At 64.9% G+C, this 23,290-nt stretch carries 26 protein-coding genes; 11 read left to right on the plus strand and 15 right to left on the minus strand.

Annotated elements, in window-relative coordinates:
• Positions 1 to 4: 4 nt before the first annotated feature.
• Both P0204_RS14290 and P0204_RS14295 read right to left on the minus strand, forming a co-directional pair.
• Positions 5 to 1,147 (minus strand): KaiC domain-containing protein, encoded by a 1,143-nt coding sequence (locus P0204_RS14290; RefSeq protein ID WP_276180394.1) that lies wholly within the window; start codon positions 1,145 to 1,147, stop codon positions 5 to 7.
• A gap of 141 nt (positions 1,148 to 1,288) precedes the next feature.
• The gene (locus tag P0204_RS14295) at positions 1,289 to 1,564 is read right to left on the minus strand and encodes a PadR family transcriptional regulator (RefSeq protein ID WP_276180396.1); all 276 of its coding nucleotides are present in this window, start codon (positions 1,562 to 1,564) and stop codon (positions 1,289 to 1,291) included.
• Between the two features lie 269 nt (positions 1,565 to 1,833).
• Between P0204_RS14295 and P0204_RS14300 the strand changes: the two genes are divergently transcribed.
• The 4 genes from P0204_RS14300 (at position 1,834) to P0204_RS14315 (ending at position 5,293) form a co-directional block, all read left to right on the plus strand.
• Positions 1,834 to 3,342, plus strand: a complete 1,509-nt coding sequence (locus tag P0204_RS14300) for a TraB/GumN family protein (RefSeq protein ID WP_276180399.1) — start codon at positions 1,834 to 1,836, stop codon at positions 3,340 to 3,342.
• Positions 3,339 to 3,971 carry a site-2 protease family protein gene (locus P0204_RS14305; protein WP_276180401.1) on the plus strand — a complete coding sequence of 211 codons (633 nt, stop codon included), beginning with the start codon at positions 3,339 to 3,341 and terminating at the stop codon, positions 3,969 to 3,971. Before P0204_RS14300 ends, P0204_RS14305 begins: the two co-directional genes overlap by 4 nt.
• 42 nt (positions 3,972 to 4,013) lie before the next feature.
• Positions 4,014 to 5,006 (plus strand): phosphoribosylformylglycinamidine cyclo-ligase, encoded by a 993-nt coding sequence (gene purM / locus P0204_RS14310; protein ID WP_276180403.1) that lies wholly within the window; start codon positions 4,014 to 4,016, stop codon positions 5,004 to 5,006.
• 161 nt (positions 5,007 to 5,167) lie between these two features.
• Complete coding sequence (locus P0204_RS14315) at positions 5,168 to 5,293, plus strand: hypothetical protein (RefSeq protein ID WP_417374539.1); 126 nt, start codon at positions 5,168 to 5,170, stop codon at positions 5,291 to 5,293.
• 14 nt (positions 5,294 to 5,307) lie between these two features.
• Here the strand turns inward: P0204_RS14315 and P0204_RS14320 are convergent, their stop codons facing one another.
• Positions 5,308 to 5,850 carry a CBS domain-containing protein gene (locus P0204_RS14320; RefSeq protein ID WP_276180405.1) on the minus strand — a complete coding sequence of 181 codons (543 nt, stop codon included), beginning with the start codon at positions 5,848 to 5,850 and terminating at the stop codon, positions 5,308 to 5,310.
• 45 nt (positions 5,851 to 5,895) lie between these two features.
• Positions 5,896 to 6,264, minus strand: coding sequence for a DUF555 domain-containing protein (locus P0204_RS14325; protein ID WP_276180407.1), 369 nt, complete (start codon positions 6,262 to 6,264; stop codon positions 5,896 to 5,898).
• A gap of 254 nt (positions 6,265 to 6,518) precedes the next feature.
• On the opposite strand from P0204_RS14325, the gene P0204_RS14330 reads away from it, so the two are divergent.
• From P0204_RS14330 to P0204_RS14350, 5 genes are all read left to right on the plus strand, one after another.
• Positions 6,519 to 6,689, plus strand: coding sequence for a hypothetical protein (locus tag P0204_RS14330; protein ID WP_276180409.1), 171 nt, complete (start codon positions 6,519 to 6,521; stop codon positions 6,687 to 6,689).
• Between the two features lie 50 nt (positions 6,690 to 6,739).
• Positions 6,740 to 7,471 carry an archaeal proteasome endopeptidase complex subunit beta gene (psmB, locus tag P0204_RS14335; protein ID WP_276180411.1) on the plus strand — a complete coding sequence of 244 codons (732 nt, stop codon included), beginning with the start codon at positions 6,740 to 6,742 and terminating at the stop codon, positions 7,469 to 7,471.
• A gap of 77 nt (positions 7,472 to 7,548) precedes the next feature.
• Entirely contained in the window at positions 7,549 to 8,910 is a 1,362-nt protein-coding gene (locus P0204_RS14340) for a phosphohexomutase domain-containing protein (protein ID WP_276180413.1), read from the plus strand.
• A gap of 88 nt (positions 8,911 to 8,998) precedes the next feature.
• On the plus strand, positions 8,999 to 9,391 hold the full coding sequence (cdd, locus tag P0204_RS14345; protein ID WP_276180415.1) for a cytidine deaminase: 393 nt from the start codon (positions 8,999 to 9,001) through the stop codon (positions 9,389 to 9,391).
• The gene (locus P0204_RS14350) at positions 9,388 to 10,212 is read left to right on the plus strand and encodes a nucleoside phosphorylase (protein WP_276180417.1); all 825 of its coding nucleotides are present in this window, start codon (positions 9,388 to 9,390) and stop codon (positions 10,210 to 10,212) included. Before cdd ends, P0204_RS14350 begins: the two co-directional genes overlap by 4 nt.
• A gap of 80 nt (positions 10,213 to 10,292) precedes the next feature.
• Here the strand turns inward: P0204_RS14350 and P0204_RS14355 are convergent, their stop codons facing one another.
• The 3 genes from P0204_RS14355 to P0204_RS14365 all read right to left on the minus strand — a co-directional run bounded on the left by P0204_RS14355 (position 10,293) and on the right by P0204_RS14365 (position 12,692).
• Positions 10,293 to 10,679 (minus strand): zinc ribbon domain-containing protein, encoded by a 387-nt coding sequence (locus P0204_RS14355; RefSeq protein WP_276180419.1) that lies wholly within the window; start codon positions 10,677 to 10,679, stop codon positions 10,293 to 10,295.
• A gap of 185 nt (positions 10,680 to 10,864) precedes the next feature.
• A complete protein-coding gene (locus P0204_RS14360; protein WP_276180421.1) occupies positions 10,865 to 12,028 on the minus strand; it encodes an NAD(P)/FAD-dependent oxidoreductase in 1,164 nt (387 codons plus the stop codon).
• Between the two features lie 130 nt (positions 12,029 to 12,158).
• Positions 12,159 to 12,692: an HTH domain-containing protein gene (locus P0204_RS14365; protein WP_276180423.1), complete on the minus strand. Its 534-nt coding sequence runs from the start codon at positions 12,690 to 12,692 to the stop codon at positions 12,159 to 12,161.
• A 103-nt stretch (positions 12,693 to 12,795) separates the two neighbouring features.
• Between P0204_RS14365 and P0204_RS14370 the strand changes: the two genes are divergently transcribed.
• The gene (locus tag P0204_RS14370; RefSeq protein WP_276180425.1) at positions 12,796 to 13,713 is read left to right on the plus strand and encodes an NAD-dependent epimerase/dehydratase family protein; all 918 of its coding nucleotides are present in this window, start codon (positions 12,796 to 12,798) and stop codon (positions 13,711 to 13,713) included.
• Positions 13,714 to 13,818: 105 nt separating this feature from the next.
• Here P0204_RS14370 and P0204_RS14375 read toward each other — a convergent pair whose 3' ends face one another.
• Positions 13,819 to 14,706, minus strand: a complete 888-nt coding sequence (locus P0204_RS14375) for a PAS domain-containing sensor histidine kinase (protein ID WP_276223290.1) — start codon at positions 14,704 to 14,706, stop codon at positions 13,819 to 13,821.
• Positions 14,625 to 15,377, minus strand: a complete 753-nt coding sequence (locus tag P0204_RS14380) for a hypothetical protein (protein ID WP_276180427.1) — start codon at positions 15,375 to 15,377, stop codon at positions 14,625 to 14,627. Before P0204_RS14380 ends, P0204_RS14375 begins: the two co-directional genes overlap by 82 nt.
• A gap of 70 nt (positions 15,378 to 15,447) precedes the next feature.
• Between P0204_RS14380 and rocF the strand changes: the two genes are divergently transcribed.
• A complete protein-coding gene (rocF, locus tag P0204_RS14385; RefSeq protein WP_276180429.1) occupies positions 15,448 to 16,362 on the plus strand; it encodes an arginase in 915 nt (304 codons plus the stop codon).
• 39 nt (positions 16,363 to 16,401) lie between these two features.
• Here rocF and P0204_RS14390 read toward each other — a convergent pair whose 3' ends face one another.
• The 6 genes from P0204_RS14390 to gyrB all read right to left on the minus strand — a co-directional run bounded on the left by P0204_RS14390 (position 16,402) and on the right by gyrB (position 23,148).
• Positions 16,402 to 16,734, minus strand: coding sequence for a DUF7521 family protein (locus P0204_RS14390; RefSeq protein WP_276180431.1), 333 nt, complete (start codon positions 16,732 to 16,734; stop codon positions 16,402 to 16,404).
• Between the two features lies 1 nt (position 16,735).
• On the minus strand, positions 16,736 to 17,080 hold the full coding sequence (locus P0204_RS14395; RefSeq protein WP_276180433.1) for an ArsR/SmtB family transcription factor: 345 nt from the start codon (positions 17,078 to 17,080) through the stop codon (positions 16,736 to 16,738).
• A gap of 104 nt (positions 17,081 to 17,184) precedes the next feature.
• Entirely contained in the window at positions 17,185 to 18,420 is a 1,236-nt protein-coding gene (locus P0204_RS14400) for a hypothetical protein (protein WP_276180435.1), read from the minus strand.
• A 57-nt stretch (positions 18,421 to 18,477) separates the two neighbouring features.
• Positions 18,478 to 18,678: a hypothetical protein gene (locus tag P0204_RS14405; protein WP_276180437.1), complete on the minus strand. Its 201-nt coding sequence runs from the start codon at positions 18,676 to 18,678 to the stop codon at positions 18,478 to 18,480.
• 94 nt (positions 18,679 to 18,772) lie between these two features.
• Positions 18,773 to 21,223 carry a DNA gyrase subunit A gene (gyrA, locus tag P0204_RS14410; RefSeq protein ID WP_276180439.1) on the minus strand — a complete coding sequence of 817 codons (2,451 nt, stop codon included), beginning with the start codon at positions 21,221 to 21,223 and terminating at the stop codon, positions 18,773 to 18,775.
• Positions 21,220 to 23,148, minus strand: a complete 1,929-nt coding sequence (gene gyrB / locus P0204_RS14415; RefSeq protein WP_276180441.1) for a DNA topoisomerase (ATP-hydrolyzing) subunit B — start codon at positions 23,146 to 23,148, stop codon at positions 21,220 to 21,222. The genes gyrA and gyrB overlap by 4 nt, the downstream gene beginning before the upstream one ends.
• Positions 23,149 to 23,290 lie beyond the last annotated feature (142 nt).

Below are 23,290 nucleotides of genomic sequence, written 5' to 3' on the forward strand. Positions count from 1 at the left end.
CCGTTCAGAAAATATTCGCCTGCTGGTAGACGCTGATCCCCTCCATCGTGATCTCGTAGGGTTTGGTCTCGCGTGAGTGGTTGGCGTTCCTGATCTTCTGTATCTCGACGGCCAGTCGCGTCTCTCTGGTCTCCGAGCGGACGTACTGGAGGATGAAGACGGCGTCGGTCAGATACTCGATGATCCCGTGCCGGGAGGCGTAGGCGTTGTCTTCGCTCGCCTCCGAGGTCAGCATCGTCGTCACGCCGGCGTTTTTCAGCGCTCGGGTGAAGTCGAACACCTCGGTACGGCGCTTGGCCTGGTCGTCGTACATCATCTCCAGCAGCGACACGGAGTCGAGCACAAGCCGGTCGGCGTCGAAGTCCTCGATCAGCCGCGGGAGTTCCCCGCGGATGTTGTCGAGGCTGTTTGCCATCTCGACGGGGTCTAAGTCGATGACGGCGAGTTGATCGTTGGCTTCGTACTGCTCGAACTCCCAGTCCCGGTCGTTAGCGGTGTCCATGATCGACTCGTAGGACTGTTCGAGCGTGATGAAGATGCAACTCTCGCCGATCTCCAGGCCGTGATGGAGGAACTGGAGCCCGAACGTCGTCTTCCCGGTCCCCGCAGAACCGATCGTGACGACGAGGTGGCGTTCGGGAATCCCACCCTGGATCATCCGGTCGAGTCCCTCGATACCGATATCGATCCTCGGGATGTCCGAATCGAAATCTTCGTCTTCGAACTCGCCGCCACTGCCGCTTCCGCCCCCGGCTGAATCGAACGCGGACGCGAAGTCGTCGTCGAACAGACCGCCCTCGCCCTCTCCACCACTGTCGTCGAACGACTCGCCACCGCTATCGTCGAACGGGCTGTCACCACCACTGTCACCGAACGGACCGTCGCCGCCGCCCCCGTCGAACGGACTGTCACTGCCGCTATCGTCGAAGGGGCTCTCATTACTGCTATCGTCGAACGGGCCGTCGCTCTCCGCGTCGGGGCTCTCGCTCGTCCCGGCGCCGGCGCTCTCGGAACCGTCAGTACCCTCCTCGAAGGGGTCGGCGTCGTCACCACCGACGACTCGGTCGCTGGACTCGTCGTCCGCCTCCTCGATTGCCTCCTCGAACCAGTCACCGTCCTCCTGTTCTGTGGAGTCGTCGTCGCTCATGCGTCCGACCACCGACCGCGAAGACGCACCATACCCCAGAGTTTTCGTGGAGCCTGATATATCCTTGCTGTCGCTATCCGCTGTTTGCCGTCGACAGATAGCCACTCGCTTCCGATAGCGGAACAGAATCCACTGATGCCACTACGCCGAGACGTACTGTGCTTCCCAGTCGTTGCGTGCGTCCAGTTCACGCTGACCACGCTTCGTCAGTGTGTAGAAGTTCGTCCGGCGGTCGAGTTCGCCTTTCTCGATGAGTCCCTTCTCGACGAGTGTATCGAGGTTGGGATAGAGACGGCCGTGGTTGACATCGCCTTCGTAGTAGTGCTCCAGTTCCTCTTTGATCGCGAGCCCGTGCGGTTCGTCGAGGCCAGCGATCACGTACAACAGATCTCGTTGGAATCCGGTCAGATCGTACATTCGTCTCCGGATTGTTTCGGCGCCATACATATCAATATTCATGGTATACGGGTAACCTACTTACCAGATAGTTATCTCCCCACGTCCGGTAGTTCTCGGGACTCGGCTGCTAAATCTAACTTCGACCTCCGGAGATACTGTCGCCGGTATCGGCGGGTATGTCTCCGAACTGGAACTGTAACAGAAACCCACGTCGATCCGTGGTCTCCTCCTCACGGAGCTTGCTGTGTCCCGACAAGGGTAAAGGACCCGACTGTGTAGAGCGGTTGATGACCGAACACGCGGAGTCGGTGGCAGACGGACTCCCGGAGCCGTCGGGCGCCGGCCGTGTCCGTGTCGTCGGTACCGCCCACGTCTCGGAGCACAGCGTCGAGGAAGTACGGGAACGCATCACCGAGGAGCAGCCCGACATCGTCGCTGTCGAACTCGACGAGGGTCGCTACCGGCAGATGCAAGGCGAGACGCCCGACGACCTCGACGCCGGCGATCTCCTCCGTGGGAACACCGTCTTCCAGTTTCTCGCGTACTGGATGCTCTCGTACATCCAGGCACGCCTGGGTGACCGGTTCGATATCGAACCCGGTGCCGACATGCAGGCCGCGATCGACACGGCCGAGCAACACGGGCTCGGCGTCGCGCTCGTCGACCGCGATATCCAGACGACCGTCCAGCGGTTCTGGTCCCGGCTCACCGCATTGGAGAAACTGAAACTGCTCGGAAGCCTCATGGCCGAGATGGGGCCGCCACTGACCGTCGGCCTCACTATCGGTGCCGTCTTCGGTGTGATGGCGGCCGTCGTCTCGGGTGTCGTCGGCTGGCCGGTCCTGATCCCGACCGCCGCCGTCGGATCGCTGGCCTCCGTCCTGAACACCGTCCTCGTCGGCGTCCTCGTGACCGCAGGGATCGGCGTCCCTGTCGCCGCGTTCGTCACGCAACTTCACAGTGAAGAGGAGATCGACGAGTTCGACATGGAGCAACTGACCGATACCGACGCCGTCAGCGCCATGATGGAGGAGTTCCGACGGTTCTCGCCGGGCGGCGCCGAGGCACTGATCGACGAACGGGACGCCTACATCGCCCACCGGCTCGTTGCGCTCCGTGACGCCGGCTACGACGTGGTCGCCGTCGTCGGTGCCGGACACAGGGAGGGGATCGAGCGGTATCTGGAACACCCCGGGGAACTCCCGCCCATGGAGTCGTTGACCGGGAAAGAGACGGGAAGCCGGTTCTCGGTGTACAAACTCCTGGGTTACGCGATGACAGTCGGCTTCTTGGTGTTTTTCCTCCTGCTCGTGATGGCGGGTGTCAACGACGCGTTCCTCCTGCGACTGTTCGGCGCCTGGTTCTTTATCAACGGTATCATCGCCGCGGGGCTCGCTCGACTGGCCGGCGCCCACTGGACGAGTTCGCTCGTCGGCGGTGGGGTCGCCTGGATGACCAGCGTCAACCCCCTGCTCGCGCCGGGCTGGTTCGCCGGTTACGTCGAGTTGCGGTACATCTCGGTCAACGTCGGCGATATCGCGACGCTGAACGAGATCCTGGCCGACGAGGAGTCGCCGATCCTCGACCTCGTCAAGCGGTTGCGTGCGGTGCCGCTCTTCCGGCTCATCATGATCGTCGCGCTGACAAACGTCGGGAGTATGATCGCGAGTTTCCTGTTCGCGACGGTCCTGTTACCGTACTTCTCACAGGAGATCGGGGGCGTCGACGGGGTCGCCCGTCTGATGCTCCGCGGTGCCCGCAACAGCGCGGACCTCCTCTGGGGGGTGGTGACGTGAACCTGACGTTCACTCGCCAAGAACTCCGGGACCTGTTCGTCGCCTGGCTGGCGCTGGGGCTCGCGTTTACGCTCCTGTTGGAACCACGGCTGACCGATGCGCTCCTCGGGACCGCCGGCGGAGTCTCCGTCGGCGTCGTCACACTGACCCTCGTGGTCAGCCTCCTGACCGTCGGCGTCGCCTTCCTGCTCCACGAACTCGCACACAAGGTCGTCGCGATCCGCTTCGGCCAGGTCGCCGCGTTCAAAGCCGACTACCGGATGCTGGGCTTCGCGATCGTCGGCGCGCTCGTGGGCTTTCTCTTCGCTGCGCCCGGTGCCGTGGTCCATCGCGGACGGATCACGCCCAAGGAGAACGGCCTCATCGCGCTGGCCGGGCCGGTGACGAACATCGGACTGGCCGTGGTCTTTCTCGTTCCGTATCTCTCGTTCGCCGCCAGCGGTGTCGGCGGCTTTCTCTGGGACCTCGCCAGCCGCGGGCTCCAGATCAACCTCCTGCTGGCCGGGTTCAACATGATCCCGTTCGGTCCGCTGGACGGCCGGAAGGTCCGCGAGTGGAACACGGGCGTGTTCGTCGCCGTGGCCGTCCCCTCGATCCTGCTCGGCATCGGCGCGCTGTTCGTGCTCTGATGGAACGATGGGCTTTTGCCCGCGCCCCGCACCCTCTCGGACATGACTGCAGAGGACGACCCCGAAGAAGAGGGACTCACGTACGCCCAGACCGGCGTCGACATCGACGAGAGCGAGGCAGCTACGATGGCACTCATCGGCGCCGCCGGCGAGTTCGAGGGGGACTACGCAGGGCTGGTGGACATCGGTGATCAGTACCTCGCGCTTGCGACCGACGGCGTCGGGACGAAACTGCTCGTCGCCGAGGCGATCGACGACTACTCGACGATCGGGATCGACTGCATGGCGATGAACGTCAACGACCTCGTCGCTACCGGCGTCGAACCCGTCGCCTTCGTCGACTATCTGGCGGTCGAAGCACCCGACGAAGAGACCAGCGAGGCGATCGGTGCGGGCCTGCGCGAGGGCGCCGAGCGGGCGGGTGTCGCACTCGTCGGCGGCGAGACGGCGGTGATGCCCGACGTGATCAAGGGCCTGGACATCGCCGGCACCTGTGCCGGCCTGGCGCCGAAAGACGCTGTCTTCCCCGGCGAAGCCGAGGTCGGCGACGCGATCGTCGGCTGGCCGTCCTCGGGTATCCACTCGAACGGGCTCACGCTGGCCCGCGAAGCGGTCACCCGCGACCACGAGTACACCGACCCGTTCCCGCCGAATCCGGACCGGACGATCGCCGAGGAACTGCTGACACCGACCCGTATCTACACCGACGTGTTGCCGACGTTGCGGGGCCACGAAACTCACGCCGCCGCCCACGTCACCGGCGGCGGCTGGACGAACCTCACACGGATGGGTGAACACCGCTACGAGATCACCGATCCGTTCGAGGCCCAGCCGGTCTTCGAGTTCGTCCAAGAGGAAGGGACCGTCGACGACGAGGAGATGCACCGGACGTTCAACATGGGGACGGGTTTCGTGGCGGCGCTGCCGGAAGCGGACGCCGCGGCGGTCGTCGATGACAGTGAGGACGCGCGGATCGTCGGCGAAGTCACCGAGGGTGAGGAGTGCGTGGCGGTGCGGGGACTAGAACTACAGTAGTGCGGTCGCGGTGCGGTTGCGGTGACGAGAGGATGCGTACTGCTGGCGAACGCAGTGAGCCAGCAGGGAGTTTTGCCCCACGTTTTTGCGACGAGCGGTTCGACCGCGGTGAAGCCGCGAGTCGAACCCGAGGAGGAAAAAGTGGTCGCGGGACGGGTTTCGTGGCGGCGCTGCCGGAAGCGGACGCCGCGGCGGTCGTCGAGGACAGCGAGGACGCGCGGATCGTCGGCGAGATCACCGAGGGCGACGAAGCCGTCGCGATTCGCGGGCTCGAACTGACCGAGTGACCCCGCGACGCCGATCAGCTAACCGTCCGAGCGATGTCGGCCTCGGTGATGACGCCGACGGTCCGTCCGTCCTCGACGACCAGGACGGCGGCGTTGTGGTTGAGGTAGTCGTCGACGGTGTCGATGGTCGCGTCGGGTTCGACGGTCGTGATCGACTCGTTCATCACTTCGGCGACCGGGAGTTCGCCGACGTTCTCCTCGTCGCGCTGGCGGATGTCCGAGTTCCCGATCAGTCCCTCGGGGGAGCCGTCCCGGACGACCGGGACCTGCGAGAACCCCTTCCCGTCCATCAGTTCCTTGGCGTTGTGGACCGAATCGTCCGGTTCGACGCTGTGGACCGGCGAGTTCATCAGATCCCGTGCCCGGACGATCCCGCCTTCGGCTTCTTCGAGGGCGTTGACGATCCGGCGCAGCGTCGAGAGCCGCGGGTCGACGTCGCCGCCCTCGATCCGCGCGATCAGCGGCTGTGAAACGTCGGCCCTGTCGGCCAACTCGCTCTGGGTCAGATCGAGTTCGGTACGGCGTTCCCGGAGGTCCGCTGACGTGGGTAAGTCCATACCCCCGATAACCTGGGGTAATACAAAAAGCCACCGGCGGTCGACTCAGGCCTCGGCTTCGGACTCCTCGTCGGCCTCGGTCTCGAAGGATTCGACGACCTTCAGCGGGACGTCACGGAGCGCGCCGCCGATCTCGCTCTTGGCGATCCGTTGTGCGTGCTCGGTCGACTCGGCGTTGAACACTTCCATTTCGAGGACCAGTCCGACCAGCGCCGTGTCGGCCGCGATAAACGCCGAGTCGAACGGCTCACCGCAGGCGGGACACCCGGTGGCGCCGACCTCGACCTCGACGTAGTCCATGTCGGCCTCGTTGAGGCGCTTGCCCGCTTCGCTCACGGCAACACCGATCGCGTCGTCGATATCTTCTACGTCACGAACCAGCCAGGCTGCTTCCATCGCCACGAGGTAGTTCATATCTCCTCCAATGTGGGCCGACTACTCGATAGTTTTGATTCGTCGGTGTGCGCACGTCACCGTCATTATCGCCATAAGTTATGCGAACGAGGGAGTTCATCGACACTCGTGTTACGCTCGAAGCGGGGCCACTGAGCCAGCAGCGGCCAAACGAGAGGGTGTCCCGGAAAACCACCAGACTGCGGCGGTTTTTTCTCGCTAAATCCGACGGAAGGTTTATATACGACTCTCTCCCTGTCTGGTGCTATAGACCGATGGACGTTCGACTGTACTCCGCTGCGGTGCTCGCACTGTATCAACTGACGCTGCTGCTCGGGATCGCACTCCTGCCGGTTGCGATGGTCACCGAGCGCGTGGGACTGCGACTGCCGATCGACCGCCTGGTGACCCAACTGAACTCGGCCTACGACCGGGCGAGTGCGTAGGGGAGTTCCAAGAAGAGGTTTTATCACCGCCCGACGGGAAAGAAGCGCTAATGCGCGACACCACTCCTGACTCACCGTTCTCTCAGCGACAGCGTCCCCCGTCGACCGACGAGTTCCAGACCGACCCCTACGAGCCGGAGGTCGGCTCCCTGCCCGACCGTAGCGAGCAGGACACGGAGAAAGTCAACAAGACCGGGACGACGACGATCGGGATCGCGACGAGCGAGGGCGTCGTCATCGCGACTGACATGCGCGCCTCGCTGGGCGGCCGGTTCGTTTCGAACAAAAACGTCCAGAAGGTCGAACAGATCCACCCGACTGCGGCGCTGACCCTGGTCGGCAGCGTCGGTGGCGCCCAGTCGTTCATCCGCTCGCTGCGGGCCGAAGTGAACCTCTACGAGGCCCGTCGCGGTGAAGACATGAGCATGCAGGCGCTCTCGACGCTCGCGGGGAACTTCGCCCGTGGCGGCCCCTTCTTCATGATCAACCCCATCCTCGGGGGCGTCGACGAGGACGGCCACCACGTCTACTCCATCGACCCCGCCGGCGGCGTCATGCAGGACGACTACACCGTCACTGGTTCCGGGCTGACCGTCGCTTACGGGACCCTTGAGGACCGTTACGAGGAGGACATGACCAACGAGGAGGCTCGCGAGGTCGCCGCCGCCGCGATCAAGGCTGCTGCCGAACGCGATACCGGATCGGGTAACGGTATCTACCTGGCCGACGTCACGAGCGACGGCGTCGACATCGAAGGGTACGACTTCGACGAACTGCTCTGAGGCTGTTTTCCCGGCGGCGATCACCATCGCAACACGAGCGAGGACAGAACTAAGCGATAGCCGTTCCGAGAAGCGGTATGGAACTGTTCGGGACGGCCGGAATTCGAGGAGACGTCGTCGAGCGAGTGACCCCCGAACTCGCGCTGCAGGTGGGGCGGGCCGCTGGACAGGACGGCGAGGAGTTCGTGCTCGGGTACGACGGCCGGATCACTTCCCCGGCGTTGGCCGACGCACTCGCCGCAGGACTGGCAAGCGCCGGTATCGAGGTCGTCCGCGTCGGAGCGGTGCCGACGCCGACGCTGGCCTGGGCGTCACGGGGTCGCCGGGGCGTGATGATCACGGCGAGTCACAACCCGCCACACGACAACGGCATCAAACTGTTCGTCGACGGCCAGGAGTACGACGGCGAGGCCGAGCGCCGTATCAGCGACCGCATCGACACCGGAGTCGCGCCGACCGAGTGGGGCCGGTGGGGTGACACCACCGCTGTCGAGCCACTCGCCGAGTACCGCCGGGCGGTCGCCGCGTACGCGGGCGACTACGGCAGCGATCCCAGCGACCTGACGGTCGCGGTCGACAGCGGCAACGGGATGTCCGGCGTCGCGACGCCACAGGTTCTCCGGGAACTGGGAGCAGACGTCCGCGCCGTCGAGGCCAACGTCGACGGCTACTTCCCGGCACGGGAGAGCAAACCCACGGCCGAGACGCTGTCGGAGTTCCGGTCGTTCGTCGCCGACACCACGGTCGACATCGGCATCGGCCACGACGGGGACAGCGACCGCATCGTCGTCGTCGACAGCGACGGCGCGGTCGTTCACGAGGACACGATCCTGGCGATCCTGGGTGAGCACTACACGCGGGCCTCGGCCGCCGATGACCCCGTCGTCGTGACGACGCCGAACGCCTCCGGGCGGGTCGACGAACGCGTCTCGGCCGCCGGCGGCCGGGTCGAACGGGTCCACCTCGGTGCGCTCCACGAGGGCATCGCACGGGTCAGGGCCGACGCCGACGAGGGGACAGCGGTCGTCTTCGCCGGCGAGCCCTGGAAACATATCCACCCGGCTTTCGGCGGCTGGATCGACGGCGTCGTCAGCGCGGCCGTCCTGACCTGTCTGTTCGCTTCAGAGTCGCTGGCCGACCGGCGAGCGGTCGTCCCCGAACGACCGTACCGGAAAGTCAGCGTCGACTGCCCGGACGCCGCAAAAGCGGACGCCATGGAGACGTTGACGGAATCATTGCCCGCCACCTACCCCGAGGCCAGTGTCTCGACGGAGTACGGTGTCCGCCTCTCGTTCGACGACGGGTCCTGGACGCTGGTCCGCCCCAGCGGGACCGAACCGTACGTCCGGGTCTACGCCGAGAGCGACGACGTCGACACGCTCGTCGAGGGCGTCGTCGAGACGGTCGCAGAGGCCGTCGCCACACAGTCCGAGGGCTGAGTCGGCGCTCTGTGACCGTCCAGACTGTCCCTCGCCACCGTCCGGCCGGCGCCGGTGGGTATTTGCCCGTCCCACGAGTTGCCCCGGTATGAACGACCTGCTGGAGACAGCCCGGACGGCTATCGGGGATTCCTATGCCCCCTACTCCGAGTACCGGGTCGGTGCCGCTATCGAGACGGCCGACGGAGCCGTCTACACCGGCTGCAACATCGAGAACGCCAACTACAGCAACAGCATCCACGCCGAGGAACTCGCGCTGAGCAAGGCGGTCCAGGACGGCCACCGCGAGTTCGCTCGCCTCGCGGTCGCCTCGGACAAGCGCGACGGCGTCACGCCCTGTGGGATGTGTCGGCAGTCGCTCGCGGAGTTCTGTGGCGAGGATCTACCGGTCTACTGCGACGAGGGCGACGGTGAAGTCAGCGAGTACACGCTGGGGGAACTGCTTCCAAACACCATCACGAAGGCCCACCTGGACGTATGACCGGCGACAGCGAAGACCCCAACGACGACGAGCAGTACCACCTCGAAGTCGGCCCCGGCGACGTCGCTGACAGTGTCCTGTTGCCGGGCAACCCCGAACGGGTCGCGAAGGTCGTCGACGGCTGGGAGGACCACGAAATCGTCGGGAACCACCGGGAGTACCGTACCGCGACTGGTACCCACGAGGGAACGCCCATCTCGGTCACCTCTACGGGGATCGGCTCCCCGTCGGCCGCGATCGCCGTCGAGGAGCTGGCCCGGGTCGGTGCGGATACGTTCCTCCGGGTCGGCTCCTGTGGCACGATCCGCGAGGAAGCTAGCGTCGGGGATCTGGTCATCACGACTGGTGCGGTCCGTCAGGAGGGGACCAGCGACGAATACGTCCGCGAGGACTACCCCGCAAGCGCCGACCACCGGGTCGTCTCGGCGCTGGTTGCCGCCGCCGAGGAACTGGGCTACGACTACCACCTCGGGGTGACTTGTTCGACGGATAGTTTCTATGCTGGCCAGTCACGGCCGGGCTTCGGCGGCTTCGAGGCCCGTGGGACCGAGGAACGACTCGACGAACTCCGCGAGGCGGGCGTCCTCAACTTCGAGATGGAGGCCGCGAGCATTCTCACGCTCGCCGGCCTCTACGGTCTACGCGCCGGCGCCGTCTGTACGGTGTACGCCAACCGCGTCACCGGCGAGTTCCGTACCGAGGGCGAGCGCAAGGCCGCAAACTGTGCCAGTCTCGCGGTGACCTACCTCGAACGGATGGACGAGGCCGTCGCCGCCGCCGACGCCGACCGGTGGCACGCCGGGCTCTCGATCGACCGGTAGCGGTCGGTGTGTCGCTCCGTCCCACCGCTTTGGTTCCGGGCTGTGGGCGGAGTAGGACACCCACCCGTCGCCGCCCGCTCTCAGCCGATGAAGAGGTCGAGCACCACGCCCGCGTCCTGTCCCCTGTAGAACTCCGTGTACCCGCATCTGGTACAGGAGACGGCTTTGAACCGCCGGTTCTGGATGTCGAGGAGCCTGGTGACGCCCTCGCCCGTCGTCGTGATGTTGTCGACCTCCGCGTCCGCGTGACCGCACTTCGGACAACCCGTCTCCCCGTCGATGTATTCGGATAACTCACTCCCGTCGCCGAGCGTCCGGTCCGCCGGTTCCGCGTCGCTGAGCGACGCTTCGCAACTCCGGCAGAACGACCAGTCCGCCGACGCCTTCGTCCCGCAGTCGGGACAGTGGACGGAGGAGGGGCGGGGGGAGTCGCTGTCGTCGTCCGGCTCGCTGTCATCGGGGGCCATTAGTGGCGTTCAGTGATACGGAGACAAAAAAGCGGTCCCACCCGCCGCGTTCTCGCCCGACTCAACGGAGTCGCGGTGGGTTTGCGGACCTGAGCTGTGGAATCGCCGTCTGTACGGTGCGGTGGCCAGGAGTGTGCTGGAACTCGTCGAGTACGCGACGACGGGTGATGCAGTAAAACGCGGTCTTACATGTCGGGCCACGCCTTCGCGGCGCGGCCGAAGCCGGTCACGTCGGAGATCCAGCGGGCGGCGATGCCCTTCTTGAGCATCCTCGCCGGCAGTCCGCCGAACGTGTCGATGGGAACGTTCACGACGTCGTGAGCGACGGCCTCCTCGCCGACGGAGATGACGGTCCCCTTGTCCTTGTGGGTCCAGGTCTTCAGCGGCTGGCCGCGGACCGCGCGAGCGAGGTTCTCGCCGGCGACCTCGGCGGCCTGCCAGGCTGCCTGGGCCGTCGGCGGGGCGGGGTTCTCGCCGGGCTGGTCGATCAGTGCGCAGTCGCCGATGGCGAAGACGCGCTCGTCTTCCGTCTGGAAGTCACCTTCCGCGTGGACGCGGTGGTTGCGCTCGTCTTTGTCGAGATCGACGTCCTGCATACACTCCCGGCCGGTGATGCCGCCGGTCCAGATGAGCACGTCGTAGTCGAGTTCCTCGTCGTCGCCGATGTAGACGGTCTCCTCGTCGACCTCGCCGATGAACTCGCCACACATGATGCTCACGTCGCGGTTCTCCAGGCGCTTGCGCAGTGCCCCCTGGAGTTCGGGGTCGTTCCCGGGGAAGATCTCGTCCAGCCCCTCGACGAGGTGGATGTCAAGCGGTGCGCGGTGATCGTCACGGAACTCCGCGATCTCGCCACACGTCTGGATGCCCGACAGGCCGGCACCGCCGACGACGATCTGTGCGGGGTCGTTCCGGGAGGCCTCTCGGGAGGCCTGCTGGATCGCGTCGTGGATACCCAGCGCGTCGTCGAGGCTCTTGAGCGTGTGTGCGTACTCTTCGAGACCGTCGATGCCGAAGAAAGCGGTACTGGTGCCCAGACCGGCCAGCAGGTAGTCGTACTCGACGTCGTCGCTGTCGGCCAGTTCGACCTGTCGATCCTCGGTGTCGATACCGGTGACCTCGTCCTGGATGAACGCGGTGCTTGGCTCTTTGATCTCGTGGACCGGGATCGAGATCTTCTCCTGGACGCTCGGGTCACGGATACAGCGGTGGGACTCGTGGAGCACGAGGTGGTAGTCCGTATCGGAGATCCAGGTGATGTCCGCCTCCCCGTTTAGTTCGGATTCGAGGCTGTTTATGGTACCAGCACCGGCATACCCTGCGCCGAGAACGACAACGTGGTCTGTCATACAGTGGGTTCGGTAGTCCGGTGATACAAAGGCTTTGAAATCGCTGTCGGAGGACTGCTTTCCCGAGCAATCGTTCGTGACGGATTCGCGTGCGGTAACGGAAAAGAGAACAGCAGAGAGTCGCCGCCGGTCAGTGCTCCGGTTCTCCGGCCGGTGCCCGCATATCGTCGATCGTCAGGATGAGCTTGTTGTTCGTGTCGTCTTTCCCTTCGAGGGTCCCGATGATCTGGAGCTTCGAGAGCGGTGTCGGGCCGACAGTAACCGAATCGCCCTCGTGGAACTGCGAGATCGACCCCTGCAGTTGTATCTCGGCGCGACACTCCTCGGGGTGGTGGACGCTCGTGAGGTCGATCTCCTCGACGTTTGCGTTCTCGACGAGTTCGCCGTTGTGCCGAAGGGGGACCTCGGCTGCCTGGTCCATGTCCTGGATCTGGAGGGCGTCGTAGGCCGTCGCAGTCGGTTTGTACCCGCCTTTCGGGCCAGGAACGCCTTCGACGAGTTGGAGCGCCTTCAGGCTCTGCATCTGGTTACGGATCGTCCCGGGGTTCCGGTCGACTTTCTCCGCAATATCTTCGCCTTTGACGGCACTCTCGCTCTCGCGGTAGAGGTTTACGAGTTCCTGTAAGATATTTTTTTGACTCGGAGTCAGTTCTATCGATGACATAATATTTCGTTCGGTACAACCGTCCTTAAAAGCGACGGTGGTGGGTCCACGCCGGCGACCCGCAACCGATACCCACTTGTCAGTCGGTATACGTGGGACAAACATGAACGGTCAACGCGTGTTGGTTACCGGTGGTGGCGGATTCATCGGGTCGAACCTCGCGAACTCGCTGGCGGCGGACAACGACGTGATCGTGGTCGACGACGGCTATCTGGGGACGCCGGCGAACGTCTCCGAGGCGGTCGAGTACGTCGAGCGGAGCGTCGTCGAGGACGATCTCCCGACGGACGTCGACGTCGTGTTCCATCTGGCGGCGCTGTCCTCCTATCAGATGCACGAGGACAACCCGACCCACGGCGCTCGGGTCAACGTCGAGGGGTTCGTCAACACGGTCGAACAGGCCCGTGACGACGGCTGTGACACCGTCGTCTACGCCTCCACGTCGTCGATCTACGGCAGCCAGACCGACCCCTCCCCCGAGGAGATGGACGTGACGGTCAACACCGGCTACGAGGCCTCGAAGATGGCACGGGAGACGTACGCCGAATACTTCCACAACCACTACGACCTCTCGCTCGCCGGGATGCGGTTTTTCTCCGTCTACCAGGGCTACGGTGGGGCTGAGGAACACAAAGGTGAGTACGCCAACGTCATCGCACAGTTCGCCGACGACATGGCCAACGGCGAACCACCGGTGTTGTACGGCGACGGCACTCAGACCCGTGATTTCACGCACGTCACGGATATCGTCCGCGGACTCGAACAGGCCGCCGATCACGAACTGAACGGCGTTTACAACCTGGGAACCGGCGAGGCCTACGACTTCCTGACTGTCGTCGAGATGCTCAACGACGAACTCGGGACCGACATCGACCCCGAGTTCGTCGAGAACCCGATCCCCGAAGACGTCTACGTTCACGACACCTGTGGCGATTACTCGAAGATCAACGAGGCGACCGGCTGGGAGCCCCAGATCTCGTTCGAGGACGGAATCGAACGGGTCTGTGAGCAGTATACGTGACCGCCGACGAGTGGCCACAGATCGAGGCGTGACGGGAATCCGCTGAGCCGATCGAAGCGAGGGACCCGTCACAGTCCGTCCCTCGCTGGGCGGGGGTTCCCGGACTCAGTTTTCGTCAGCGTCGGTATCGAACCCGCTGGACGGCCGCTCGACGTCCACAAACTCTAGCCGTGCACCGCCTTCGTCGCTCGTCCCCACACGGACCGTCCAGCCGTGTGCGTCGGCGATCTCCGCGACGATCGAGAGCCCGAGCCCGGTTCCCGTCTCGCTGGTGGTGTAGCCGACCTCGAACAGGTCGGCGTCATCGGGGTTCGGGAACCCGGGACCGTCGTCCTCGATGAAGAACCCGGTGTCGTCTGGGAGTTGCCCGACGGTAACTGTCACTGACGGTCCACCGTGTTCGATCGCGTTCCGGAAGACGTTGGCCACCAACTGTCGTAAGCGTCCCACGTCACCCAAGACCACCCCGGGTGGAGAGTCGATCACGAACGTCGCTCCCGGGGCGTCGACCGAACTCCAGGCCGTCCGGAGGATGCCGTCGAGTTCGACTGGTTCGGGACTGACGACCTGTTTGCCCTGTCTCGCCAGTGCGAGTCCGTCTTCGATGAGGCTATCCATCCGCTGGAGCGCCTCGTCGATGTCGTCGAGGTGTGGCGTCGGGTCGTCGGCCCGGCGAGCGAGTTCGAGCCGCATCGTCGCCAACTGCAGCGGGTTCCTGAGGTCGTGACTGACCATCTTCGAGAACCGTTCGAGCCGCTCGTTCTGGCGTTTGACCTCCTCCTGGCGCTCCTTGCGGGCCGAGATATCACGGGTCACACCGATGAGTCCGACGACGTCCCCGTCGGGGCCGTGCCAGGGGACCTTCGAGGTGAGGTTCCACTGGTCGATCATCGGCAGGTATTCGACCTTGTTCAGGATCGGCTCGCCCGATTCGATGACGTGGCTGTCCTCTCGGTGGGCTCGCAGCGCTTGTCTGCCGGCGAAGAGCCCGATCTCGGGGCGGTGTTCCCGATGAACTCCTCCAGTGGCTCCTCGAAGTAGCCGGTTCCCACGTAGAGGTGACGCGCGTCGGCGTCCTTGATATAGAGGTGGACTGGAATCGACTCCATGATCGTATCGAACAGCCGGCTCTTGTGGAGGAGTTGCGAGAGGTAGCCCGCATCGATGCCCTCGGCCAGCAACTCCTCGACAGCCCCGGAATCGACGTTCGGCGTTGGGTTCTCGTCGAGGGGTGGTGTCGCCAGTCCTCCCCGTGCGCTCGAATCCAGTGCGGCGTCTTCCACGGTGGCCGCGAGCCGAGCCATCGCGTCACCGTCGGTGCCGTCGACGAACTCGTCGACTGCAGTCCCGACGGCCTGTTCCGCGATCGTCGGGTCCGTGACGGTCGTAAACAGGACGATCGGGAGACAGGGGTGTTTCTCACCGATCGCGTCGGCTGCCTCCACGGCGTCGAACCCCTCAGTGCCGTGGCGAACGACCAGACAGTCGATATCGGGCCACGCCAGTCGGTCGATGGCGTCGCTGACAGACACACTCCCGTATCCTTCGATGGCACCCTGCCTTTCCAGCGAGTCCGCGAGTCGATCCCCCCGTGCCGAGTTGGGATCGACGACGAGGACGTGGGTCGACCCTTCGGTGGAGTGGGCCGACTCGCATCGTTCCATCGTCCCGAAGGTACTCGGTAGACTAACTTAACTGGCACCATTTTTTACTGCGGCCGTTGATACTGAATGTATGCGACAGAACGTACGTGTCCTGGGGGTCCCGATGGATCTGGGTGCCGACCGCCGGGGCGTCGACATGGGACCGTCGGCCATCCGGTACGGTGGCCTCGCGGATCGGCTCGACGATCTCGGGTTCGACTGTATCGACGGCGGTGATATCGCCGTTCCACGACCGGAGGCGGGCGATCCGGACGCGAACGACCTCCCGGACGGTCGTACGAAGTTCCTCCCCGAGACACGGGAGGTCTGTGCCGATCTCTCGGCGGCTGTTGCGGCGACACGTGCCGACGGCGAGTTCCCGCTGGTTCTCGGTGGTGACCACTCGATCGCCATGGGCACCGTCGACGGAGCGACCGACCCCGACGAGGAACTCGGAATCGTCTGGTTCGACGCACACGGAGATTTCAACACCCCACAGACGACGCCGAGCGGCAACATCCACGGGATGTCGCTGGCCGGGATTCTCGGGAAGGGGCGGTTCGGGGAAACACCGTGGGCGCGTGCTCCGGGCGTCAGCGAGGAGAACGTCGTCCTCGTCGGACTACGGAGCCTCGACGAGGGCGAGCGGAAGTTGCTCACCGAGAGCGACGTGACGGCCTTTACGATGTCCGATATCGACACCCGTGGGGCCTCGACGGTCGTCCAGGAGGCGCTCGCTATCGCTACCGACGGCACCGACGCGATCCACGTCTCGCTTGATCTGGACTGGCTCGATCCGACGGAAGCGCCCGGCGTCGGGACACCCGTCAGGGGCGGTGTCTCCTACCGGGAGGCACACATCGCCATGGAGCACGTCGCCGACAACAGCGCCTCGCTCCGCTCGATGGAAGTCGTGGAGGTCAACCCGATCCTCGACGAACACAACCGGACCGCGGAACTGGCCTGTGAACTCGTTTCGAGTGCGTTCGGCGAGCGGATTCTCTGAGTTCGCCGGGACTGTTCCGCCGTCGAAGCTAAGTGGAGATCAGCGAGACAGCAGGCCGCTGTCGGTTGCGAGGCGGAGCGAGTACGCGATGAGCACCAGTCCGGTAAACTGGAGCAGTCTGACGACTAGGCGGAAGCTGTCTTGGTAGCGGATGCCGACGACGTGGGCGGCGATCAATCCCTGTCCGAGTAGGGCCACCAGATAGGTGACGCCGAACAAGACGATCATGCCGACCGAGAGATACCGCATCGCCGGATCGCCGTGGCGACGGAGCCCCCGGTAGGCGTGATATCCGATGTAGAGGCCGATCACCGCCGATCCGGTCGCCGCAGCGCCGGTGAGTACGCCGGTGAGTGAACCGACAGCGACCATCTCAGAAGTTCCCCCAGAGGCGAGTGAGTTCGTCGGCGACGTCGGTCTCGGTCCCCTCCACGGTCCACTCCAGGGTTCCGTCCTCGATCGTGAGTTCGAACCGGCCCAGCAGGGAGACGTACACCGTCTCGTGATGACCGTCGCGTCGCGGCCGGGTCTGCTCGTCAAGCAGGCCCGCCTCAGCCAGCCGGTCGAGGCGACGGTAGATCGAGGAGACGGAGACGTCACACCGTTCGCTCAGCTCCGTCGCCGACAGCGGTTCCTCGCTCGTCGCCACGAGGATCGACCGGGCGTGTTCGTCGTCGAGGAGGCCGACGACGGTCGACAGGTCGGTGTCCTCTGACACAGGTGTCTCTGTCATGCGCTGGTGAAATAACCTCCCGTGGTGTCGGGGCTCGACCGCTGGCGACGGGGACCAGGCCTGCCGGCCGGCGGATGCGGTCGCCACACTCATCCGTCCCCCTCCGTTTCGAGGGTAAACACCGAGCCGTAGCTGGCACCCTCGGCCGTGAACTGGAGGACAAACCGGGCGACGTCGGTCGATCCGTCCCGGGAGACGGTCGTGGTATCGCCGGCCCGGACTGTCTCGGTGCCGGACCACGGTGTCCCGCTCTGTACGGTGGTTCCGTCCGGGGAGCGCAGTTCGTACCGGAGGTTCGCCGCGCCGACGGCCTCGCCGGCCTCGTGACGGAGCGTCACGGTCCCGGAGTCGACGGCCCCACCCCAGGTGGCGTGTGGCGGATACGGCTCCGCCGACGGGTCGAGTCCCTCGCCGGGTGGAACCCGCCCGGCGACCGTCGCCATCTGTCCGCGCTCCTCGTAGTGGAACGCGTCCACCTCGCGGGTCAGCAGCCTCTTCTGGACGCTGCGCCGTTTGAGCCGGTCGGTCGGCACCGCTTCGCCGTCCGGGTAGTGGTGTGTGAGGACGTGGTAGGCAGCCTCGCCATCGAAGCGGAACGCCTCGGCTTTGAGCCAACTGCGGGCCTCGAACGGCCGGAGGAACTCGACCATCCGGCTCTCGCCGATGGCCGCGCTCGCCCGGGCGAACCGGTCGCTGACCTCGTGGTAGCGGTCGGTCCGGCCCGCCCCGGCGTCGACGAGCGCCCGGACGTCCGCTGCCTCGTGAGCGCGCTCGCTGGCGAACACGACGGTCCCGTCCCGGAGCGCGACCGTTCGGGGGTCGTCGCTTCGGGTGAACAGGTCGTATTCGTGGTACGACCCCTCGCCGCCGTAGCCGGTGTCGGCAAGCGCCTCGGTGACCGTCGCGGCGTCGAACTGTCCTTCGAGGACGACGCCGAACGGCGTCGAGAGCAGGCGGTCGTAGTCCGCGTAGTCGACGCCGACGTAGTCGAGATCGGTCAGCAGGGACTTCTTCGGGACGGCAAAGCGCACGGGAGCGATGTAGTCGATGGCTGTCGGCCGCCGGAACAACACGTTGTAGTGTCGACGGTCGTTGGCGATCCGGGAGGGCGCTGGAAGCCACTGTCTGTACGTCGGTTTGTCGGGGTCGGGGACGTCGACACGGCCGAAATCGAGTTGCGAGCCGAGCGGCGGCAGTGCGGAGGCACAACCGCTCAGGCCCGCTGCCGTTCCGGCCGCGAGCGACCCCGCGGCGAGTCGGAGGGCCTCGCGTCGTGTCATCTCGTCGGGAACCATCGCGTGTCGACTATCGGACCCCGTGTCCATTAGATAAAAGGCTGGGCTGCGGCTCAGCGCAACCGGCGACAGAATTATTACTGTGGATCAGCCCAGTCGGCGTGCGAGTCCGTACGCGACAGTCGCGGGGAGGGTGATCGCGAGCACGACGAACACGATCTCGTCGACAGTCGGACCGGACGGGGTTAGCGAACTGTAGCACACGAGCGCCCCGGTCGCGAGGACGCCGACGACCGTCGCGACGTACTCCGGATCTGTCCAGTCCGAGGGGGACCTGCCGGGGGACATGTGCCACCGTACCGACGGGACACTGCTATTCGTTACGATCACCCCCGAACGAGGTCTCGACGGGCGAGAAAGCTGATCGCTGCGCTCGCAGTTGCTATTCTTCGGAGCGGGCCGGCACCACGGTGACACTCGCGACACCGTCGCCGTCTTCCAGTTCCATGATCGTGACGCCTTTGGTGTTGCGGCCGACCTGCGAGATGTCGTCGGCGCGGATGCGCATGATCTGGCCCCGTTCGGACATGATGACGAGGTGGTCGTCGCCGGTGACGGCCTTCGCAGTGCGGACCCGGCCGTTTCGATCGTCGGTCTTGATGTCGACCAGCCCCTTTCCGTACCGGGATTGGGCGCGGTACTCGGTGAGTTTCGTCCGCTTGCCGTAGCCGTGTTCGGTCACGGTCAACAGCGCACGCTCGTCGTCGTCGTCGGTCGCGACCATCGCCGCGACTTTGTCGCCGTCTTCGAGTTTGATCCCGTTGACGCCGCGTGCGGACCGCCCCATCTCGCTGACCTCGTCCTCGTCGAAGCGGATCGTCATCCCACCCTCGGAGGCGATGACCAGGTCCTTCGTGCCGTCGGTCACCTCGACGTCGACGAGTTCGTCGCCGTCCTCCAGTTTCGCTGCGCGGATGCCCGTCGAGAGGATGTTCTCGAAGTCGGCGGCACAGGTCCGCTTGACGTAGCCGTCGCGGGTGACCATCGTGAGACACTCCTCGGGCTCGAAGTCGTCCGTCGAGACGACGGCGGTGATCTCCTCGCCGTCGTCCAGGTTGATGATGTTGACCGCCGACTTCCCGCGGGCGGTTCGTGACATCTCGGGGATCTCGTAGGTCTTCAGCCGGTAGACCTGCCCCCGGTTGGTGAAACAGAGCAGGTAGTCGTGGCTGTTGGCCCGGAAGACCTTCGAGACGCGGTCGCCCTCCTTGGGGTCGGCGCCGATGATCCCCTTGCCGCCGCGGTTCTGTGGATCGAAGTTCTCGACGGGCATCCGCTTGATGTAGTCGTCTTCCGTGATGACGACCACGCAGTCCTGCTCGGGGATGAGGTCCTCGTGGGTGACCTGGCCCTCGTCCTCGATGATCGAAGTCCGGCGGTCGTCGTCGTACTCGGCTTTGACCTCGCGGAGTTCGTCCGTGATGACGCCGTCGAGTTTCGCTTGGCTGTCGAGGACTGCCTGGAGGTAGTCGATGGTCTCCTGGACCTCCTCGTACTCCTCCTCGATCTCCGCGGACTCCATCGAGGTCAGCGACCCCAACTGCATCCTGACGATGTGAGCGGCTTGGTCCTCCGAGAAGTCGAACGCCTCGTGGAGGCCGGCCCGGGCGGCGTCCCGGTCCTCGCTGTTTCGGATGAGTTCGACGACGTCCTCGACGTTCTCTAGGGCCTTCAGCCGGCCTTCGAGGATGTGTGCGCGGTCCTGGGCCTCGGCCAGGTCGTGTTCGGAGCGCCGGCGGACGACCTCCCGGCGGTGCTCGACGTAGTGCTGGAGGCTCTCTTTCAGCGAGAGGACCTGTGGCTGGCCGTCGACCAGCGCGAGGTTGATGACGCCGAACGTCGATTCGAGGTGGTGGTCCAGCAGGCGGTTCTCGACGACGTCGACGTTCGCGCCGCGTTTGAGTTCGACGACGATGCGGACGCCGTTGCGGTCGGACTCGTCACGCAGGTCCGCGATCCCCTCGATCTTGCCCTCGTTGACGTCGTCGGCGATCCGCTCGACGATGCGGGCCTTGTTCTCCTGGTAGGGGAGTTCGCTGATGACGATCCGCCCGTCCTCGCGGTCGACCTCGTACTCGGCCCGGACTCGGAGCCGTCCCCGGCCGGTCGCGTACGCCGAGTAGATGGCGTCCCGGCCGACGATGTTGCCGCCGGTCGGGAAGTCCGGCCCGCTGACGTGTTCCATCAGGTCCTCGACGGTGGCGTCGGGGTTCTCGATGAGGTGGATCGTCGCGTCGACCAACTCGCCGAGGTTGTGCGGCGGGATGTTCGTCGACATCCCGACCGCGATACCCGAGGAGCCGTTCAACAGGAGGTTCGGGACCTTCGCCGGGAGGACCTCCGGTTCCTGGAGGCGGTCGTCGTAGTTACTGGAGAAGTCGACGGTGTCTTTCTCGATGTCTTCGAGCAGGACCTCGGCGATGGGGGCCATCCGGGCCTCCGTGTACCGCATCGCCGCTGGCGGGTCCCCGTCCATCGAGCCGAAGTTCCCCTGTCCGTCGACCAAGGGATAGCGCATCGAGAAGTCCTGTGCCATCCGGACGAGCGTGTCGTAGATCGCCGAGTCCCCGTGTGGGTGGTAATCACCCATCGTCTCCCCGACGATCGAGGAGGACTTCCGGTGGCTCGACCCCGATGAGACACCCATCTCGTGCATCGCATAGAGGATGCGCCGGTGGACGGGTTTCATCCCGTCGCGGACGTCCGGCAGCGCCCGCCCCGCGATGACCGACATCGCGTAGTCGATGTAGGACTGCTCCATCTCGTCCTCGATGCGGACGTGTTTGATGCGGTCCGCCGGTGCGTTCGCGTCGTCCGGAACGTCCGAACTCATATGTCGACCCACTCCGCTTCCGGCGAGTGTTCCTTGATGAACTCCTTGCGGGGCTCGACGGCATCACCCATCAGGACGTTGAACATCTTGTCGGCCGCCGCGGCGTCCTCGATCGTGATCTGCTTGAGGATGCGGTTGTCCGGGTCCATCGTCGTGTCCCAGAGTTGCTGGGGGTTCATCTCGCCCAGTCCCTTGAACCGCTGGACCTGGGTGGGGTTGCCGTTGCACTGCTCCTCGACGATCCGGTCGCGCTCCTGCTCGGTCATCGCGTCGTAGGTCTCGCCGCGGTACCGAACGCGGTACAGCGGGGGCTGGGACGCGTAGACGTAGCCGGCCTCGATGAGCGGCTTCATGTGCCGGTACAGCAGCGTCAACAGCAATGTCCGGATGTGAGCGCCGTCGACGTCGGCGTCGGTCATCATGATGATCTTCTCGTAGCGAAGGTCGTCGATGTCGAACTCGTCGCCGATGCCGGTGCCCAGCGCGGTGATGAGGTTCCGGATCTCGTTGTTCTCCAAGATGCGGTCGAGGCGGTGTTTCTCGACGTTGAGGATCTTCCCTTTGATCGGGAGGATCGCCTGGTACTCGGGGTTGCGCCCCTGTTTGGCGCTCCCGCCCGCGGAGTCACCCTCGACGATGAACAGTTCGGCGTCCTCCGGATCGCGGGTCTGGCAGTCGGCCAGTTTCCCGGGCAGTGCCGTCGAGTCCAGAGCGGACTTCCGGCGGGTGAGTTCTTCGGCCTTCTTGGCGGCCTTGCGTGCCTTCGCGGCCTCGACGGCCTTGCCGACGACCATCTCTGCGGTGTCGGGGTTCTCCTCGAAGAAGGTCGCCAGGCCGTCGTGCATCGCCGACTCGACGATCCCCCGGACCTCGCTGTTCCCGAGTTTCGTCTTCGTCTGGCCCTCGAACTGCGGGTCGGGGTGTTTGACCGAGATGACCGCGGTCAACCCCTCACGGATGTCGTCGCCTTTGAGCGTGTCGTCCAAGTCCTTGAGCAGATTGTTGTCGGTCGCGTAGTCGTTGACCACGCGTGTAAGCGCCGTCTTGAACCCCGTGAGGTGTGTCCCGCCCTCGCGTGTGTTGATGTTGTTCGCGAAGGCGTGGATCGACCCCTGGAGGTCGTCGGTGCCCTGCATGGCGATCTCGACCTGGACGGTCCCCTCGGTGATGTCGTCCTCGTCCTCGAAGTAGATGACCTCCGAGTGCAGGGGCTCTTTGGTCTCGTTGAGGTACTCGACGAACTCCCTGATTCCGCCCTGGTACTCGAAGGTCTCCTCGGTGCCGTCGCGTTCGTCATTGATCGTGATGCCGACACCGGAGTTGAGGAAGGCCAGTTCGCGCAGTCGGGAAGACAGCGTCGAGAACGAGAACTCGCCGGTCTCGAAGATCTCGTCGTCGGGCCAGAACCGGACGGTGGTCCCGGTCCCCTCGTCGGGCGCCAAGTCACGGATCTTCTTCAGATCGTACTCGGGCGTGCCGTGGTCGAACCGCTGGCGCCACAGCGCGCCGTCGCGTTTGATGTCGACTTCGAGCCACTTCGAGAGGGCGTTGACGACGCTGACGCCGACGCCGTGGAGGCCACCGGAGACCTGGTAGGACTTGTTGTCGAACTTTCCGCCGGCGTGGAGGATGGTCATGACGACCTCCACGGCCGGGCGGCCGTGTTCTTCGTGTTCGTCCACCGGGATGCCCCGCCCGTCGTCGCTGACGGAGACGGAGCCGTCCTCGTGGATGGTCACGTCGATGGTGTCACAGTAGCCGGCGAGGGCTTCGTCGATAGCGTTGTCGACGACCTCGTAGACGAGATGGTGGAGGCCTCTGGCGTCCGTCGACCCGATGTACATCGCGGGTCGTTTCCGGACGGCTTCCAGCCCTTCGAGGGTCTGGATCGACTTTGCGCCGTACTCATCGGACTCTCCTGACATAGGAACTTACTCTTGTTAGTAGATGGGGGTTGATAAAACTCCCGCACGCGCGTGCGGAGGGCTCGCAGTAAAACCCGGCGAAGACGGTGACTTTTAATAAATTTTCCGTCTATTCGTCAAACGAAATAACTGTCCGATCACC

The sequence above is a fragment of the Haloarcula halophila genome (assembly GCF_029278565.1).
Lineage (GTDB): Archaea > Halobacteriota > Halobacteria > Halobacteriales > Haloarculaceae > Haloarcula > Haloarcula halophila.

Bases quoted from the DNA above. Each gene is read 5' to 3' on its own strand.
- P0204_RS14290 (WP_276180394.1), bottom strand. From the start codon at position 1,147: ATGAGCGACGACGACTCCACAGAACAGGAGGACGGTGACTGGTTCGAG.
- P0204_RS14295 (WP_276180396.1), bottom strand. From the start codon at position 1,564: ATGTACGATCTGACCGGATTCCAACGAGATCTGTTGTACGTGATCGCT.
- P0204_RS14300 (WP_276180399.1), top strand. From the start codon at position 1,834: ATGACCGAACACGCGGAGTCGGTGGCAGACGGACTCCCGGAGCCGTCG.
- purM (WP_276180403.1), top strand. From the start codon at position 4,014: ATGACTGCAGAGGACGACCCCGAAGAAGAGGGACTCACGTACGCCCAG.
- P0204_RS14320 (WP_276180405.1), bottom strand. From the start codon at position 5,850: ATGGACTTACCCACGTCAGCGGACCTCCGGGAACGCCGTACCGAACTC.
- P0204_RS14325 (WP_276180407.1), bottom strand. From the start codon at position 6,264: ATGAACTACCTCGTGGCGATGGAAGCAGCCTGGCTGGTTCGTGACGTA.
- P0204_RS14330 (WP_276180409.1), top strand. From the start codon at position 6,519: ATGGACGTTCGACTGTACTCCGCTGCGGTGCTCGCACTGTATCAACTG.
- psmB (WP_276180411.1), top strand. From the start codon at position 6,740: ATGCGCGACACCACTCCTGACTCACCGTTCTCTCAGCGACAGCGTCCC.
- P0204_RS14340 (WP_276180413.1), top strand. From the start codon at position 7,549: ATGGAACTGTTCGGGACGGCCGGAATTCGAGGAGACGTCGTCGAGCGA.
- cdd (WP_276180415.1), top strand. From the start codon at position 8,999: ATGAACGACCTGCTGGAGACAGCCCGGACGGCTATCGGGGATTCCTAT.
- P0204_RS14350 (WP_276180417.1), top strand. From the start codon at position 9,388: ATGACCGGCGACAGCGAAGACCCCAACGACGACGAGCAGTACCACCTC.
- P0204_RS14355 (WP_276180419.1), bottom strand. From the start codon at position 10,679: ATGGCCCCCGATGACAGCGAGCCGGACGACGACAGCGACTCCCCCCGC.
- P0204_RS14360 (WP_276180421.1), bottom strand. From the start codon at position 12,028: ATGACAGACCACGTTGTCGTTCTCGGCGCAGGGTATGCCGGTGCTGGT.
- P0204_RS14365 (WP_276180423.1), bottom strand. From the start codon at position 12,692: ATGTCATCGATAGAACTGACTCCGAGTCAAAAAAATATCTTACAGGAA.
- P0204_RS14370 (WP_276180425.1), top strand. From the start codon at position 12,796: ATGAACGGTCAACGCGTGTTGGTTACCGGTGGTGGCGGATTCATCGGG.
- P0204_RS14380 (WP_276180427.1), bottom strand. From the start codon at position 15,377: ATGGAACGATGCGAGTCGGCCCACTCCACCGAAGGGTCGACCCACGTC.
- rocF (WP_276180429.1), top strand. From the start codon at position 15,448: ATGCGACAGAACGTACGTGTCCTGGGGGTCCCGATGGATCTGGGTGCC.
- P0204_RS14390 (WP_276180431.1), bottom strand. From the start codon at position 16,734: ATGGTCGCTGTCGGTTCACTCACCGGCGTACTCACCGGCGCTGCGGCG.
- P0204_RS14400 (WP_276180435.1), bottom strand. From the start codon at position 18,420: ATGGACACGGGGTCCGATAGTCGACACGCGATGGTTCCCGACGAGATG.
- P0204_RS14405 (WP_276180437.1), bottom strand. From the start codon at position 18,678: ATGTCCCCCGGCAGGTCCCCCTCGGACTGGACAGATCCGGAGTACGTC.
- gyrA (WP_276180439.1), bottom strand. From the start codon at position 21,223: ATGAGTTCGGACGTTCCGGACGACGCGAACGCACCGGCGGACCGCATC.
- gyrB (WP_276180441.1), bottom strand. From the start codon at position 23,148: ATGTCAGGAGAGTCCGATGAGTACGGCGCAAAGTCGATCCAGACCCTC.